The sequence below is a fragment of the Sporosarcina koreensis genome, from assembly GCF_000826145.2.
GTDB classification, from domain to species: Bacteria; Bacillota; Bacilli; order Bacillales_A; family Planococcaceae; genus Sporosarcina; species Sporosarcina trichiuri.
The window spans coordinates 15,534-30,179 of the sequence record NZ_LN651336.1; the positions used below are offsets into that span (position 1 = coordinate 15,534).

The 14,646-nt window shown below is 53.8% G+C and carries 17 protein-coding genes; 10 read left to right on the forward strand and 7 right to left on the reverse strand.

Going from position 1 to position 14,646, the window contains the following annotated elements; genetic code table 11:
- Nucleotides 1-38 precede the first annotated feature (38 nt).
- The gene (locus tag BN1190_RS03740; protein WP_040285702.1) at nt 39-1,892 is read left to right on the forward strand and encodes a transglycosylase domain-containing protein; all 1,854 of its coding nucleotides are present in this window, start codon (nt 39-41) and stop codon (nt 1,890-1,892) included.
- Here the strand turns inward: BN1190_RS03740 and BN1190_RS03745 are convergent.
- Complete coding sequence (locus BN1190_RS03745; RefSeq protein ID WP_052461678.1) at nt 1,889-2,491, reverse strand: DUF5366 family protein; 603 nt, start codon at nt 2,489-2,491, stop codon at nt 1,889-1,891. The two genes, BN1190_RS03740 and BN1190_RS03745, sit on opposite strands and share 4 nt — an antisense overlap.
- A gap of 173 nt (nt 2,492-2,664) precedes the next feature.
- Between BN1190_RS03745 and BN1190_RS03750 the strand changes: the two genes are divergently transcribed.
- From BN1190_RS03750 to mnhG, 7 genes are read left to right on the forward strand one after another with little or no spacing between them, the layout of a single operon-like run.
- Nucleotides 2,665-5,073, forward strand: a complete 2,409-nt coding sequence (locus BN1190_RS03750) for a Na+/H+ antiporter subunit A (protein ID WP_040285703.1) — start codon at nt 2,665-2,667, stop codon at nt 5,071-5,073.
- Nucleotides 5,060-5,482: a Na(+)/H(+) antiporter subunit B gene (locus BN1190_RS03755; protein WP_040285704.1), complete on the forward strand. Its 423-nt coding sequence runs from the start codon at nt 5,060-5,062 to the stop codon at nt 5,480-5,482. Before BN1190_RS03750 ends, BN1190_RS03755 begins: the two co-directional genes overlap by 14 nt.
- Nucleotides 5,482-5,823, forward strand: coding sequence for a Na(+)/H(+) antiporter subunit C (locus tag BN1190_RS03760; RefSeq protein ID WP_040285705.1), 342 nt, complete (start codon nt 5,482-5,484; stop codon nt 5,821-5,823). Before BN1190_RS03755 ends, BN1190_RS03760 begins: the two co-directional genes overlap by 1 nt.
- Nucleotides 5,816-7,297: a Na+/H+ antiporter subunit D gene (locus BN1190_RS03765; RefSeq protein ID WP_040285706.1), complete on the forward strand. Its 1,482-nt coding sequence runs from the start codon at nt 5,816-5,818 to the stop codon at nt 7,295-7,297. Before BN1190_RS03760 ends, BN1190_RS03765 begins: the two co-directional genes overlap by 8 nt.
- Nucleotides 7,298-7,303: 6 nt before the next feature.
- Nucleotides 7,304-7,783 carry a Na+/H+ antiporter subunit E gene (locus tag BN1190_RS03770; RefSeq protein ID WP_040285707.1) on the forward strand — a complete coding sequence of 160 codons (480 nt, stop codon included), beginning with the start codon at nt 7,304-7,306 and terminating at the stop codon, nt 7,781-7,783.
- Nucleotides 7,780-8,061, forward strand: a complete 282-nt coding sequence (locus tag BN1190_RS03775; protein WP_040285708.1) for a Na(+)/H(+) antiporter subunit F1 — start codon at nt 7,780-7,782, stop codon at nt 8,059-8,061. The genes BN1190_RS03770 and BN1190_RS03775 overlap by 4 nt, the downstream gene beginning before the upstream one ends.
- The gene (mnhG, locus tag BN1190_RS03780) at nt 8,045-8,410 is read left to right on the forward strand and encodes a monovalent cation/H(+) antiporter subunit G (protein ID WP_082023255.1); all 366 of its coding nucleotides are present in this window, start codon (nt 8,045-8,047) and stop codon (nt 8,408-8,410) included. Before BN1190_RS03775 ends, mnhG begins: the two co-directional genes overlap by 17 nt.
- Nucleotides 8,411-8,490: 80 nt before the next feature.
- Here the strand turns inward: mnhG and BN1190_RS03785 are convergent, their stop codons facing one another.
- Both BN1190_RS03785 and BN1190_RS03790 read right to left on the reverse strand, forming a co-directional pair.
- Nucleotides 8,491-8,730, reverse strand: coding sequence for a hypothetical protein (locus tag BN1190_RS03785; RefSeq protein ID WP_082023256.1), 240 nt, complete (start codon nt 8,728-8,730; stop codon nt 8,491-8,493).
- Between the two features lie 59 nt (nt 8,731-8,789).
- Entirely contained in the window at nt 8,790-10,307 is a 1,518-nt protein-coding gene (locus tag BN1190_RS03790; RefSeq protein WP_040285711.1) for a leucyl aminopeptidase, read from the reverse strand.
- 115 nt (nt 10,308-10,422) lie between these two features.
- On the opposite strand from BN1190_RS03790, the gene BN1190_RS03795 reads away from it, so the two are divergent.
- Nucleotides 10,423-10,899: a divergent PAP2 family protein gene (locus BN1190_RS03795; RefSeq protein ID WP_040285712.1), complete on the forward strand. Its 477-nt coding sequence runs from the start codon at nt 10,423-10,425 to the stop codon at nt 10,897-10,899.
- Nucleotides 10,900-10,933: 34 nt separating this feature from the next.
- Here BN1190_RS03795 and BN1190_RS03800 read toward each other — a convergent pair whose 3' ends face one another.
- From BN1190_RS03800 to BN1190_RS03810, 3 genes are all read right to left on the reverse strand, one after another.
- On the reverse strand, nt 10,934-11,206 hold the full coding sequence (locus tag BN1190_RS03800; RefSeq protein ID WP_425313922.1) for a YuiB family protein: 273 nt from the start codon (nt 11,204-11,206) through the stop codon (nt 10,934-10,936).
- A gap of 420 nt (nt 11,207-11,626) precedes the next feature.
- Nucleotides 11,627-12,841, reverse strand: a complete 1,215-nt coding sequence (locus BN1190_RS03805; protein WP_040285991.1) for an NAD(P)/FAD-dependent oxidoreductase — start codon at nt 12,839-12,841, stop codon at nt 11,627-11,629.
- 294 nt (nt 12,842-13,135) lie between these two features.
- Nucleotides 13,136-13,501: a HesB/IscA family protein gene (locus BN1190_RS03810; protein WP_040285713.1), complete on the reverse strand. Its 366-nt coding sequence runs from the start codon at nt 13,499-13,501 to the stop codon at nt 13,136-13,138.
- 118 nt (nt 13,502-13,619) lie between these two features.
- Here BN1190_RS03810 and BN1190_RS03815 point away from each other — a divergent pair, with 118 nt between their 5' ends.
- Complete coding sequence (locus BN1190_RS03815) at nt 13,620-14,297, forward strand: DUF2225 domain-containing protein (protein ID WP_040285714.1); 678 nt, start codon at nt 13,620-13,622, stop codon at nt 14,295-14,297.
- 49 nt (nt 14,298-14,346) lie between these two features.
- Here the strand turns inward: BN1190_RS03815 and BN1190_RS03820 are convergent, their stop codons facing one another.
- Nucleotides 14,347-14,643, reverse strand: coding sequence for a NifU family protein (locus tag BN1190_RS03820; RefSeq protein ID WP_425313919.1), 297 nt, complete (start codon nt 14,641-14,643; stop codon nt 14,347-14,349).
- Between the last annotated feature and the right edge of the window lie 3 nt (nt 14,644-14,646).

A 14,646-nucleotide genomic window follows, 5' to 3' on the forward strand; every position in this document is an offset into this window, starting at 1 on the left:
ATTTTGTTACAGTGAAACAATTTGAGGGGGAACAGACCGTGAGACAGCTGGCAGGAATCGCTGTTGCGCTGCTCAGCCTCCCGCTGCTCTTCTGGCTGCAGAATGCAGTTGCGGCAGAGTGGCAGGAAGCGAACGCGTATAAGGAACAAGTTGAAGAGACGATTGAACTTTCAGAGCCGCCCGTCACTATACCGATGACGTTATATGATCGGAACGGTGCACTGTTCGCGGAGGACTATTCGGAATGGCGGGATCCGCTGCCGATCGGGGAAATCCCACTATTTGCGAAACAGCTGTTCCTGGAAAGTGAGGACAAGGGGTTCTACGAGCATCGCGGATATGATGTTGCCGCGATTGCACGGGCCTTCGCAGTGAATGCCGCATCCGACGGGCTGACCCAGGGAGCGTCGACGATCACCCAGCAAGTGGTGAGGATGCGCTTCCTCTCCCCTGAAAAGACATATGAACGGAAATTCAGGGAAATCCTTTATTCGGCGGAACTCGAGAAACAGTCGACGAAAGAGGAAATCCTTGAGATGTACATGAATGAAATGTATTTCGGCAATCAAGTATACGGCATAGGAGGCGCCGCCACCTACTATTTCAGCAAACAGCTGAGCCAGCTGAACGAAGAGGAGACCGCATTCCTGGCGGCGATTCCGAACAACCCGTCGATGTATGACCCGCTGCGTCATTTCGATGCCGCGAAAAAACGGCAGCAGCGACTGCTCGATGTGCTGGCAGCAGCCGGCGTCATTACAAAAGCGGAAAGTGAAGCGATCGGAAAACGTCCGGTCGTCCTGCAGGTCAAACGGAAGAACAGCAGATTTCCCGTTTATCATACATACGTGATGCATGAACTGAAACAGCTTGTGTATGAAAAAGAAGGATTCTCGGAGCGGCTGCTGAAGGCGGAAAACAAGGAGCAGCGGACAGCGATTCGGCAGCAGGCCGATCAAAAGGTATCGGAGGTCGTCGATTCCGGTGTGCAAATCGATACAGCGCTCGATCCGCTGAAACAGCAGAACGTCGAAGAGCGGATATCTTCCCTGCTCAATGGCCGGGGCATCCAGGCCGGGGCTGCAATTATCGATAACGACACACGCGAACTCGCTGCCCTGTACGGCGGCTATGGTTATCGTAAAGGTGATTTCAACCGTTCGTATCAGGCCGTACGCCAGCCCGGTTCCGCCATCAAGCCGCTGCTCGTCTACGCGCCTTACCTGGAAAGCGGGCCTTTCACGGAAAACTCACCGATCGACGGCAGCCCGATCTGCATCGGTTCCTACTGTCCCGAGAACTTCGGCGGGTATCAGTACGGCGTGACAACGCTGAAGAAAGCATTCAGCCGAAGCTATAACACGAGTGCCGTCCGGATCATGCAGCGTGTCGGTGCAGACAAGGCGTTCTCCTATCTGGAGCCGTTCCAGTTTGACCACTTCACGGCGAAGGACCGGCAATACACAGCTGCGCTCGGCGGATTCGAGCACGGGACCACACCTTATGAAATGGCGGACGCCTATACGAGCTTCGTCGACGGTACATACAAACCGTCCAGAGCAATCCGTTCCGTGAAGGACCGGAACGGAACGGTGCTGTACAAATGGGATGACATGCGTCAGACGGTCTGGTCAGCCAAGACCGCTGCCGCTGTCCGCTCGATGCTTGCGGAAACTGTGCGGACCGGCACGGCAAACGGGGTCCGGCAGACAACCGGCTACACTGGCGCGAAAACCGGAACGACGTCAGACTATAAAGATCTGTGGGTCGCCGGCATGGATGCCGATCATACAGCAGCTGTCTGGACAGGTGATGACCGGCCGCGCAGACTCCAGCAGGAAAGTGAACAGAAATTACATTTGCGTTTATTTTCCGCCGCTCTGTCAGACTAGCTGCCCATCGGCAGCTGGTCTTTTTCCATGCCCGGAATACTCGCGGAGATCCCATTATACAATCTGAGCAGTATATAGACGACGGCGAACAGCAGGACCGCCCATATGACAACCTCGAAGAAAATGACGCCGATAATCGTCATCATGGAAAATTGATGGTGCAGCTGATACGTACTGTAGATGAAATAGATGAATGCAGCCGCCAGAAAGACCGCACTCAGCCAGACGATGGACTGGACAGCGGCGACTGATGCCAATGCGCCGATGAAATAGATCAGTTTTCCGCCCCGTCCGTCAGGGAGCGGTATCCCCTTTTCATCATCGGCAGGACGGTTCCTGTAAAAGAACAGCATAGCCGTCTCATGTATTGTTTCCGCTATGAGTTTCAGCGCGCTGAAGACCATGAAATAGGCAAGTGCGTAGATGGTCAGCAGGAACAGTTTCATCTGTGTGTCCGTCAAAAATTCTAGAAGTCCGTTATACAGGCCGATCTCCCGGAAGATGCCGAGCGACCAGCTGACTGTATAGACGCCGAACGTCAGGCTGAATAGCATGATCGTGAAGAACGGCAAGTAACTGAATAAGTATGGATTTTTCATAATACACCTCTGCGGGCTTCTATTTTTCTCGGTTTTCCCAATGACTCTATAATATAGGAAGTGATTGACCTCCTGCAATTGTTTCTAAGTGCCGGCTGTGCATTCGGCCTGGTTTTGCGTTATACTTTAAAACAATGTCGACATCTAGTTAGCTTAGGAAAGGGGAAGTTTACGTGGAGTTTGTTTGGTTCATATTTCTGCCGGCAGCCGCTGCCCTGCTCATCCCGGCATTGTTCCGGCGTGTCACCGGCATCCACACAGGCTGGTTTGTCCTGGCTGTTCCGGCTGTGCTGTTCGTCTATTACAGCACATTCGTCCCGCATATTGCAGGCGGAGGACAGTCGGTCTCAGCGTTTGACTGGATTCCTTCACTCGGAATCTCATTTACATCCTATCTGGACGGGCTCAGTCTCCTGTTCACCCTCCTCATCACAGGCATCGGCACCCTGGTCGTCCTGTATTCGATCTTCTACCTGGATCGCCAAAAAGAGAATCTTGGGAACTTCTATGTATATCTGCTGCTTTTCATGACGGCGATGCTCGGTGTCGTCCAGTCTGATAATGTCATCTCGTTATACTTATTCTGGGAGCTCACTTCCATTTCCTCCTTCCTCTTGATCGGATACTGGTATAAGCGGGACGGTTCCCGTTTCGGCGCGCTGAAGTCGATGATGATCACGGTCGGCGGCGGGCTGATGATGCTCGGGGGATTTGTCCTTCTCGGAACAATGGGCGATACATATTCAATACGCGAACTGATTGTACGGCTGCCTGACTACGCGGGTGATCCGCTGTTCACGCTGGCTGCCGTCCTGCTGCTCCTTGGTGCATTCACCAAGTCTGCCCAGTTCCCGTTCTACATCTGGCTGCCGGATGCGATGGAGGCACCGACACCGGTCAGTGCGTACCTGCACTCGGCGACCATGGTCAAGGCCGGCCTGTATCTGGTCGCACGATTCACGCCGATTTTCGCAGACTCCTCCGTATGGATCTGGCTCGTATCGGGAATCGGCCTGCTCACCCTGATGTGGGGTTCTTTCTTTGCCGTGAAACAGACAGATCTGAAAGGAATCCTGGCGTTTTCAACAGTCAGCCAGCTCGGATTGATCATGTCGCTTCTCGGTGCCGGGGCGATCGCCTACCATACGGACGACAAAATGTTCCGGATTGCGATGTTCGCGGCGATTTTCCATCTTGTCAATCATGCCGTGTTCAAAGGGAGCCTGTTCATGGTGGCCGGTATTATCGACCACGAAACCGGCACGCGTGACATCCGTAAGCTCGGCGGGCTCATGAGTCTCATGCCGATCAGCTTCTCGGTCGCTTTCATCGGCGGACTGTCGATGGCCGGACTGCCGCCGTTCGGCGGATTCCTCAGTAAGGAGCTGTTCCTGGAATCCATGGTGAACTTGAAGAATTTCGATTTGTTCAGCTTCGATACGTGGGGCGTCCTGTTCCCCGTCATCGCCTGGATTGCAAGCGTATTCACGTTCGTCTACAGCTTCTACTTCGTCTTCAATACGTTCGCAGGGAAACGGAAAGCGGACAAGCTGCCGAAACAGCCTCACGAGGCACCGGCTGGCATGCTCGTTTCACCTGTGATCCTGGCAGTCGGCGTCATCGTGATCTTCTTCATCCCGAATGTGGTCGGCAAATGGCTGGTCGCGCCTGCAGTGGCAGCTGCCCAGCCGCAGCTCTACAGCTCACCTGCTGCTGCGGAAGTCCATGTAGCCGCCTGGCACGGGTTCGAATCCGTCCCTCTCTGGCTGACAGTCGGCGTCATCGTGTTCGGTTCCGTGCTGTTCGCATCGATTCCGAAATGGCGTGCGGTCTATGCGCTGCAGCCTGAAAAGCTTTCCCTGAATGGACTGTATAACGGCATCATGTCCGCTTCGGAACGCGGTATGAACAAGCTGTCACGCTCCTATATGACAGGGGTCATCCGGACGTACCTCATCTATATGTTCGCATTCCTGTCCGTGATGACGATCGTCATCCTGTTTGCAAAAGGGGCTTTCCGTCTCGATATGGACAGCCTGTCACCGATCACACTGTTCGCTGTCATGAACGCGATTGTGGCCATTCTCGGCGCCGGCATGGTCATCATGTCGAAAAACCGGATTTCCGCCATCATCGCTCTCGGTGCGGTCGGCTATTCCGTCGCTTTGTTCTTCGTCCTGTTCAAAGCACCTGACCTGGCACTCACACAGCTTGTGATCGAAACCATTTCCGTTGCGCTCTTCCTCCTGGCATTCCGGCATCTGCCGGCGATGAAGACCCATGGGGAGACAAAGCAGAACAAAGTGGTCAATGCGGTCATCGCAGGCAGTGTCGGACTTGCGATGACACTCGTCGCCATTTCGGCGCATTCCAACAAACTGATCGACAGCATCTCACAGTTCTATAAGGACACCGTCCACACGGAAGCGGGCGGCGGAAATATCGTGAACGTCATCCTCGTCGATTACCGGGGCTTTGATACACTGTTCGAAATTGCCGTCCTGTCGATCGCAGGCATTGCGGTGCTCGGCATGATCCGTCTCCGCCTTGCAGGAAAGGGGTCAGATGATGAGAAAAAATAACGTCATATTGCAGACGACGACCAAGGTCGCGTTCTTCATCATTTTCTTGTTCTCGATCCATATTTTCTTTGCCGGACACTTTGCCCCGGGCGGCGGGTTCGTCGGCGGGCTGCTGACGACAGGCGCAATCGTGCTTCTGCTGCTCGCGTATGATCTGGAGACGATCCAGGCGACGCTGCCGTTCAATTTCACAATTGTCATCGGCATCGGCCTGCTGCTATCGTTCAGCACAGCTGCCGGCTCGATACTGTTCGACGTTCCGTTTTTCACTCATGCATTCGGCCATTTCGACCTGCCGCTGTTCGGGGATACGGAGCTTCATACGGCGATGCTGTTCGACGCAGGGGTCTACCTCGTCGTCGTCGGTGCTGCCATCACCATCATCCAGTCGATCGGAGGGGATGACTAATGGAATTACTCATGGCTGTCACAGCGGGCCTGCTCTTCACAGCTGCCATCTACTTAATACTGTCCAGAAGTCTCATCAAGGTCGTGCTCGGTACTGGGCTGCTGAGTCACGGCGCCCATCTGTTCATCCTGACGATGGGCGGGCTCGGCGGCGATGCCCCGCCTGTTCTCGCTGACGGAGTGGATTCATTTGCAGATCCTCTCCCCCAGGCGCTGATCCTGACGGCGATCGTCATCAGCTTCGGGGTGACGGCGTTCATCCTCGTGCTGGCGTACCGGACGTATGCTGTCCATAAGACGGATGACCTCAGTCTGATGAAAGGAAATGATGAACATGATTAACCTTTTGTTGTTTCCGATCATCATCCCGTTCTTCACTGCGATCCTGCTGCTGTTCTTCAAGGAGCAAGTTCGCATCCAGCGGGTACTGACGGTTATCGGGCTCAGTGCCGGCATCGCTGCCGCACTTTCTCTTGTTTATAAAGTGAAACAGGACGGGATCCAGTCGATCACGCTCGGCAGCTGGCCGGCGCCGTTCGGCATCACGTTGGTATCCGATATGCTGTCCGCACTCCTCGTGACGACGACACTGATCATCACACTGATCATCGTCATCTACAGCTTCAGCTCGATCGGGCGTGAACGGGAGCGCTTTTTCTACTATCCCGCCATCCTGTTCATGATCACCGGGGTGAATGGCGCATTCACCACGGGAGACATTTTCAACATGTTCGTATTCTTTGAGGTGCTGCTGATTGCGTCCTACCTGCTGATCGTACTCGGCGGTGAAAAGCGGCAGCTCCGTGAGTCCATTAAATACATACTGGTCAATGTCATTTCATCAGCATTCTTCGTCATTACCATTGCGTATTTGTACTCAGTCGTCGGCACGCTCAACATGGCGGATATCGGCGATAAGATTGCAAGCATCGGACAACCGCCGATCCTATCGGTGATCGGTGTGCTGATGATGCTCGTCTTCGGCATCAAAGCGGGGATCTTCCCGCTGTACTTCTGGATGCCCGGTTCATATGCCGCGCCGCCTGTGCCGATTCTGGCACTGTTCGGCGCTCTGCTGACGAAGGTCGGCGTCTACGCCATCATGAGAATCGATACGCTGTTCTTTGTGAGTGACCTGGGCTTCACGCACACGATCCTGCTTGTGCTCGCCCTCCTGACCATTGCAGCCGGCTGTATCGGTGCACTCGCCTATTTCGACTTGAAGCAGATCATCATCTACAATATCCTGATCGCAATCGGTGTCATCCTGTTCGGCGTCGCGCAGATGAACGAACCCGGCATGCAGGGTGCCATCTTCTATCTGCTTCATGACATGCTCATCAAAGGGGCCCTGTTCCTGCTCATCGGCATTATCATCTATGTGACCGGGACATCGAATCTCCGCGAAATGGGCGGTCTCATCAAGACTCATCCGTCCCTCGGCTGGATGTACCTGGTTGCGGCCTTCGGGCTGGCCGGCATCCCCCCGCTCAGCGGGTTCGTCGGCAAGCTCCTGATCGTCCAGGGCGGTTTTGAACACGGCCGTCTGTTCAGCACGATCGTAATACTGGCTTCCAGTCTCGTCGTCCTGCTTTCCGTCATCCGGATATTCGTCTATGCGTTCTGGGGAGAACCGAAAGTCCTCAGGCCGTCAGACCGCAGCATATACCGCCGGATGATGTTTCCTGCAGTCCTGCTAGTCGCTCTGTCCGTTGCATACGGAGTCGGAACGGAGTGGATTTACCCGTACATCTCGGATGCAGCACATGTGCTGCTCAATCCGGACAGTTACATCACTGCCGTGTTAAAGGAGTAGATCACGTTGGCATTTCAAATCTTATTGAATTTCTTCATCGCAATTACGTGGGTGCTCATTACGGCGACTTTCACTCCATCCACTTTTGTCATCGGCTATTTGATCGGCGTCCTGCTGATCTTACTGACCCGGCGGTTTTTCCGGGACAGGCTTTACTTTTTCCGTCTGTGGGCATGTGTCAAGCTGACGGTCATCTTCTTCAAGGAACTGATCCTGTCGAATATTTCAGTCGCTATGCTCGTCTTGAGGCCTAAGCTGCATCTGCAGCCGATGATCTTCGCGATGCCGACGCTCCTCGAAAAAGACTGGCAGATCACTCTTCTGTCCAGTCTGATCACGCTGACACCGGGTACCATCGTCGTCCATGTCTCAGATGACCAGCGGACGCTGTATGTGCACGCCATCGACGTGGATGATGTTGACGAAGCCATCAATTCCATTCGGGAATCATTTGAAAAAGCGATACTGGAGGTGAGCCGGACATGAAGCTGTTCATATGGATCTGCCTGATCATCGTCTTCCTGTCGATGCTCGGAACGCTGGTGCGGGTCTTCAAAGGGCCTTCGACACCTGACCGGCTGATTGCACTTGACGGGATCGGTATCATGCTCATTTCCATCATCGCCCTGCTGTCCATTGCGTTCGACACGATGTACTTCATCGATGTCATTCTGCTGATTGCGATCATGTCATTCATCGGCACGGTATCATTCTCGAAATTCATCGAGAAAGGGGCGATCATCGACCGTGATATACGTCGCTAATCTAGTTATCGGGTTCTGCATAGCCGTCGGTGTGTTTTTCACAGTTGTCACGGTGGTCGGTATCCTGCGGCTGCCGGACGTCTATACACGGGCGCACGCCGCTTCCAAGAGCGCCACGCTCGGCGTACTCGGCATCCTGGTCGGGGTGTTCCTCCACTTCTGGTGGATCAAAGGGCATTTCAGTATCCAGCTTCTGCTCGGAAGTGTGTTCCTGTTCATCACCTCTCCGGTCGGGGGTCACTTGATGAGCCGCGCCGCCTACATGTCCGGCGTCAAGCCGACCGACCTTACCGTCGGTGACGACTTAGGTCAAGCGATCGGGGAACAGAAATCACATGAAGAAGAATGAAAAAGCAGCTTTCCGGTATTGTGCCGGGAAGCTGCTTTTTTCCGTCCTGCCGATACAGCAGGTATAGCCTATTTTAAGTGTCACCAATAGCCGTAAGGTGAGTACGGCGGATAATAGCTGTATGGGGAATATCCATATGGAGGATACCCTCCATACGGCGGATATCCTCCATATCCGCCTCCGTAGCCGCCTCCTCCGTATGGCTGAAACGCATTTCCAATGAAACTGCCGACGAGCCCCCCGAGGAACGGCGCACCGAATCCATAACCGAATCCGCCGCCTCCGTAGCCTCCAAAGGAATTACCTCGATAACGTGACATCGTCCTCCCCCTTTCCCACCTATCCTATTCAATGGGCTTACGGGGAGGCAGGCAGCTGCCTATTCCGCGTCCGGCTCTTCCTCCGCCAGGCGCTCGATGAATGTCGCAAGCGTGCGGGACATGACGCCGGTCGCCCCTTTCGGCCCGAGATCATGCGGTGCGCCTGCTTCTGACGTACCCGCGATATCGAGATGGATCCACGGGGTATCGCCTGCAAATTCGCCGACAAACCCCCCGCCGAAAATCATATGGCCGTCACGGCCAGGGGAATTGTTAAGGTCCGCCATATCGCTTGTGCGCAGACGCTTCTTGTCGTTTTCGGTGAGCGGCAGCCGCCAGACGAACTCGCCAGTTTCGAGGGAAGCTTCCATGAACGATTCGAAAAATGCCTCATCATTCGTTAAGGCACCCGTCTTATCCTTGCCAAGTGCGACGATGACGCCGCCTGTCAAGGTCGCGACATCGATCAGGCAGTCCGCACCCGACTGCTTCGCGTAAGTGACTGCATCCGCCAGAACCAGCCTGCCTTCCGCATCCGTATTGAGCACCTCGATCGTCTTGCCGGACAGGGACGTGATGACATCATCCGGTTTGAACGCATCACCTGATACCATGTTGTCTGTCGAAGCGATGACTGCAATGACGTTCTTTTTCGGACGCAGCTCACCGATGATCTGCATTGCGCCGAACACAGCTGCAGCGCCTCCCATATCTCCCTTCATGCCGACCATACCGTCTTTCGGTTTCAGCGAGTAGCCGCCGGTATCATAGGTGATGCCTTTTCCGACCAGTCCGACAACATCCGTCCAGTCCTCATTGCCGCCCGCATACTTGAGGACGATGAGCCGCGGCTCTTCGACAGACCCTTTGTTGACCGCAAGGATCGCTCCCATGCCGAGTTCTTCCATCTCCTCTTTCCCGAGCACTTCCAGTTCGAAATCATACCGTTCCGCCAGTTGTTCCGCATGCTCCGCCATCTTGACCGCTGTCAGGATATTCGGCGGTGTGTTGACGAGTGTCCGTGCGGAATTGACAGCTTCCGCATGCACTCTTCCCACTTCGGCTGCGGCCTTCAGCTCGTCCTCATCTGCCGTGCTGATCAGTTCAATTTCAGCGAAGCAGAAGTCCTTTTCATTCGACGTCGTTTTATAGTCATCGAATTGGTAGCTGCCCAGAAGCATTCCCTGGATTGCGGCAAATGCAGTGTCATCCGCTTCCAGTGTATCCGTTGTAAAGGAATCCGCCCAGATCGAGACATTTTCCGCTTTCCGTCCTTTCAGCTCTTTTCCGGCTTTCGCGAAGACTTCCAGCAGAATCTGGTCAGTCAGCTTCTTCGCTGGACCGAGGCCGATGAAGAGGACACGTTTGACCGCTGTACCGGAAGCAGCCGGCAGTTTTGTGACCGCTTTCAGATCGGTGGAGACATCCCCTTCTTTCACCCAATCCAGCAGACGTCCGCCGAACAGGTCATTCAGACTGTCCCATCTTTCCAAGTTTTCCGGATGTTCCGGCAGGCCGACGACGAGCACATCGAGCGCCGCCTGTTCGATTTCCTTGTTCGCAATGGTTGTTTTCATTTGACTACCTCCTCATTTTCATACATTCTAATTATATACCAGTTGAGGAGGAAACGAAAAAGATTCTTCGGGTTCCGTACTAATACAATGACTATTTCATACGAGGAGTGCCTGCATGATGATACTGAACAACGTCCCATTGCTCGTAGCGCTGTTTGGGATCCTTTTTGCCCAATTCGTCAAAATACCGATCCACTTCCTGCTGACGCGGGAGCTCGACTGGAAGCTGATGACGTCGACAGGCGGTATGCCAAGCTCCCACTCTGCGGCTGTCACGGCACTTACAACCGCTGTCGCCTATGAGCATGGACTCGATTCGTCCCTGTTTGCGGTATCGGCCATCTTTGCAGTGATCGTCATGTTCGATGCGACGGGCATACGGTATCAGGCCGGCCAGCAGGCGGTCATCATCAACGAAATGCGGAGGGACTTCCAAGTGTTCGTCAGTGAAGCGAAAGACTGGGTCCAGAAAGACGATGAGCAGAAGATGCAGGAACTCAAGACCCTTCTCGGCCACAAGCCGAATGAAGTGGCCGCTGGCGCGATCACCGGCATCCTGATCTCCGTTATCACCTATACCTTCATACTATGACAAAACGCCCGGACAAAGCCGTCCGGGCGTTTCGTTAAAACATCTGATAACCCTGCTTACGCAAGAGCTTGCTGACGATACCTGAGATGATCGCACCGAGCATTCCGCTCGACAGGATGACGATGTCGACGGTGTGGAGCGCCATCAGTTTCTCTCCGAGCAGGCTGAATGCATGACCCGGTTTCGTGATGTATTCATATGCCTTCACTTCATCTATGATCAGGATGACGACAATCGGGTAGATGACCGCCATGATCCACGACATGCGCAATAGCATATTCAGCAAAAAACCGATGCCGAAGAACATGACGATAAAGATGAGGACTGACAGGATGATCTCTGTGAGTGAAATTGTTCCCAAATCGATGACCTCCATTTTCCTTAGTCTAGTTTACCGGATTCCTCCCCCCCTTTCAACAGCCTGGACAACTGTCATGAAGTTGTCGAAAAAGCAAAAGACTTGGGGATCATACTGCAAACCGGCCCGTTTCCCTTCGCTGCAAAAGGCACGCTTTCCGCGGGGCGCCCTTGAGCCTCCTCATCGCTCCGCTTTTGCGGAGTCTCAAGACTGGCGCTGGTTCCCGCAGGAGTCGGCCTTTTTCCGCTCAGGTACACTCTGTTCACGCATTAGTAAATACTTGCAGCAAATAGAAAATGCGCAGAGGATGTAATTCCTCTGCGCATTTTTGCGTTCCTATCGAATCTCGTCAACTTTAAACTGCATGTCTTACAGGAAATCGAATTTCCCTTTTTTGAATGTCAGTCCGGCACCGCCGATCAAGTACAGCGCGCGGTTGTCGACCATCTTTTTCATGAACGAGGCTTTCGCGCCGGTCATCTTCTTGCCGAACGCGACACCGATCGCGTCACTTGAGCCGAGCGACGCAATGCTGCCCTTCAAGTCCGGCACAAATGGAGATGTCGGCTGGCCTTTCATGAGAGCTATGAGGTTGTTCGCACACATGTCGCCCTGCTGCATCGCGATCTGCGCAGTCGGCGGATACGGCCGGTTGACCTCTTCGTTGATCATCAGTGCGCAGTCCCCGACGATGAACACATCATCGTATCCAGGCGCGCGCAGGTCTTTTTCGACTTTGACACGGGCACGCATATTTTCGATGCCCGTTTCTTCAATAAGGCGGTTGCCGCGGACGCCTGCAGCCCAGACCACAGTCCCCGCCTCGATGAATTCGAATTCGTCCTCGCCCTTTTTGAGCTTGACGCCTTCCGGTGTCGCTTCGACGACCGGTGTGCCGATCGAAAACTCGATGCCTTTGGACTTGAGCTGGCGCACTGCATAATCGACGAGTTCCGGGTCGAATCCGGGAAGCACCATCGGCGCAGCCTCAACACAAAGGACTTTCACTTTGTCCGCCGGCACGTCGAATTCTTCACAAAGTTTCGGGATACGGTCCCCGAGTTCGCCAAGGAACTCGATGCCGGTGAACCCGGCGCCGCCGACGATGATGGTCAGACGGCTGTCGGACTTCTCTTCTTCTTGCGACCAAGTGGCGAACTGGTACTCGATATGCTCGCGGATCTGACGTGCAGCGTTTACATTGGCGATCGAAAGCGCATATCTGTCGAGACCCGGGATACCGAACGTCTCGCCTTCGAATCCGAGTGCGATGACGAGATAGTCGTACGTGAAGTCTCCGGCAGTCGATGCGACGGTCTTCCCGCTGACATCGATTCCTGTCACTTCCGCTTTGACGAATGTCACTTTATCCTTTTTAATGACGCGGCTGATATCGTACCGCACCTGCTCGGGGCTCAGTGTCCCGGCAGCTGCTTCATGGAGCCAGGTCGATTCGTAGTGGTAATCGTTTTTGTTGATGAGGATGATTTCGGCTTCGTCTGTTCCAAGTGACTTCTGAAGGTTCACTACAGTAGACAATCCGCCATATCCGGCGCCTAACACGAGGATTGTAGGTCTTTTCACGGCAATCGGTTCCACCTTTACATGTATGATGTGCCGGTTTGCAAAAATCGTGCGACCCTGCAATCCAGCGCGGTTATTTCGTTTCCACATATTATAGTAGCCTTTTTACCATGCCAATACAATAGCAGTTTCGGTTTCTTATGATTGCTGTCGAAATAAGTTCGGATGAACTTCACAATTCACGGAAGTGTATTTTGCGCTGAGCGGGCCCTGCACCCGGGCCATACGAAAAGCCCTCCGCCGGCTGACACCGGTGAAGGGCTTTCCTGAAATGCATCATGTGCAAATGGCCGATCAGTCGCAGCTCGCCGGCGCGCCGGCTTTCTTTGCTGTGCGGAATGAAGTCCCGCATCCGCATGATGCAATCGCATTCGGATTTTCGATTGTGAATCCGCCGCCCATGAGAGACTCCTTGTAATCGATTTCCGTTCCGGCCAGGATGTCGGTATCTTCGGAAGAGACGACAATCTGGATACCGTGCAGTTCAAGCATCTGATCCGTATCATGCTGTTCCTTGTCGAATCCCATGCCGTATGTCAGTCCGCTGCAGCCGCCGCCATTGACCGAGACACGGAGGAAAGAGCCTTCTTCCCCGTTATGCTCCATCATCTGTTTGACGCGGTATGCAGCTGATTCCGATAAGTTGATCAGTTGTGTCATATGATCTCCTCCTAATTTGTTTCTATTATATCAATATTAAAATTTCCAATCCAACAAAATCCCTTTGGTCCTGTCTGTTTGGTATACTGGGAAGGAATGCATGAAAGGATGATCTGCCATGGAAGTGACCCCGCTCTATGATAAGAAGATGACTTGCCTGAACTGCAAGGAGCACTTCACGACGACAAAGGTGCGGTCCCGGTTTGCAAGAGTCGCGTCGACCGATAGCGATTTCAAACCGAATTACAAGGACCGTGCCGTAAACCCCCTTTTCTATAATATTGCCGTATGCCCGGCGTGCGGCTTTTCGTTTACGGAGGACTTCGCTCCGTACTTTGCGCCGGGAACGAAAGAACAGATCGCTGCGGTCATCACTGCCGGCTGGCAGCCGCGCTCCCTCGGCGGCGAGCGGACACTCGAAGAAGCGATAGATGCCTATAAGCTCGGCTATCTGAGCGCAATGGTGAAACGGGAAAAAGCACTTACGATTGCGGGTATTGCAGTACGGACGGCCTGGCTGTACCGTGAGTCAGACAGCCAGGGAGAAGAAACACGATTTCTGAAATTGGCACGCAATCTGTACGAAGAAGCCTATTCCAACGACGATCATGCCGGCACGCAGATGTCGGAATCCCGTGTCCTCTATATGATCGCGGAACTCTCCTGGCGCATCGGTGATCGGGAAAAAGCGATCCAGCACTTCTCCCGCATCATCGAACACCAGCGGATATCCACGGAGCCTCAGCTCATTGACATGACGAAGGAGCGGTGGCAGGAAATCCGGAACGAAACGTAAAACAGGAACAGGCCCGGTCGGCCCATTCCTGTCAGGTTGCAGCGGAAGATCAGAATACTTGCTCCACTTCCACGACACCGGGCACTTCTTCGAGAAGCGCACGCTCGATGCCGGCTTTCAATGTGATCGTCGAACTAGGGCACGTACCGCATGCGCCAAGCAGGCGCAGTTTAACGATCCCGTCTTCCACGTCGATCAATTCACAGTCACCGCCGTCACGCAATAGGAACGGACGCAATTTATTCAAAACTTCCTGGACGGATTCGTTCATGGTAGCTTCAGTCATTGGTTGTAAACTCCCCTTTCCTTTATATTCATTATAAACTGGATCACCCGAAAAATCCATTGA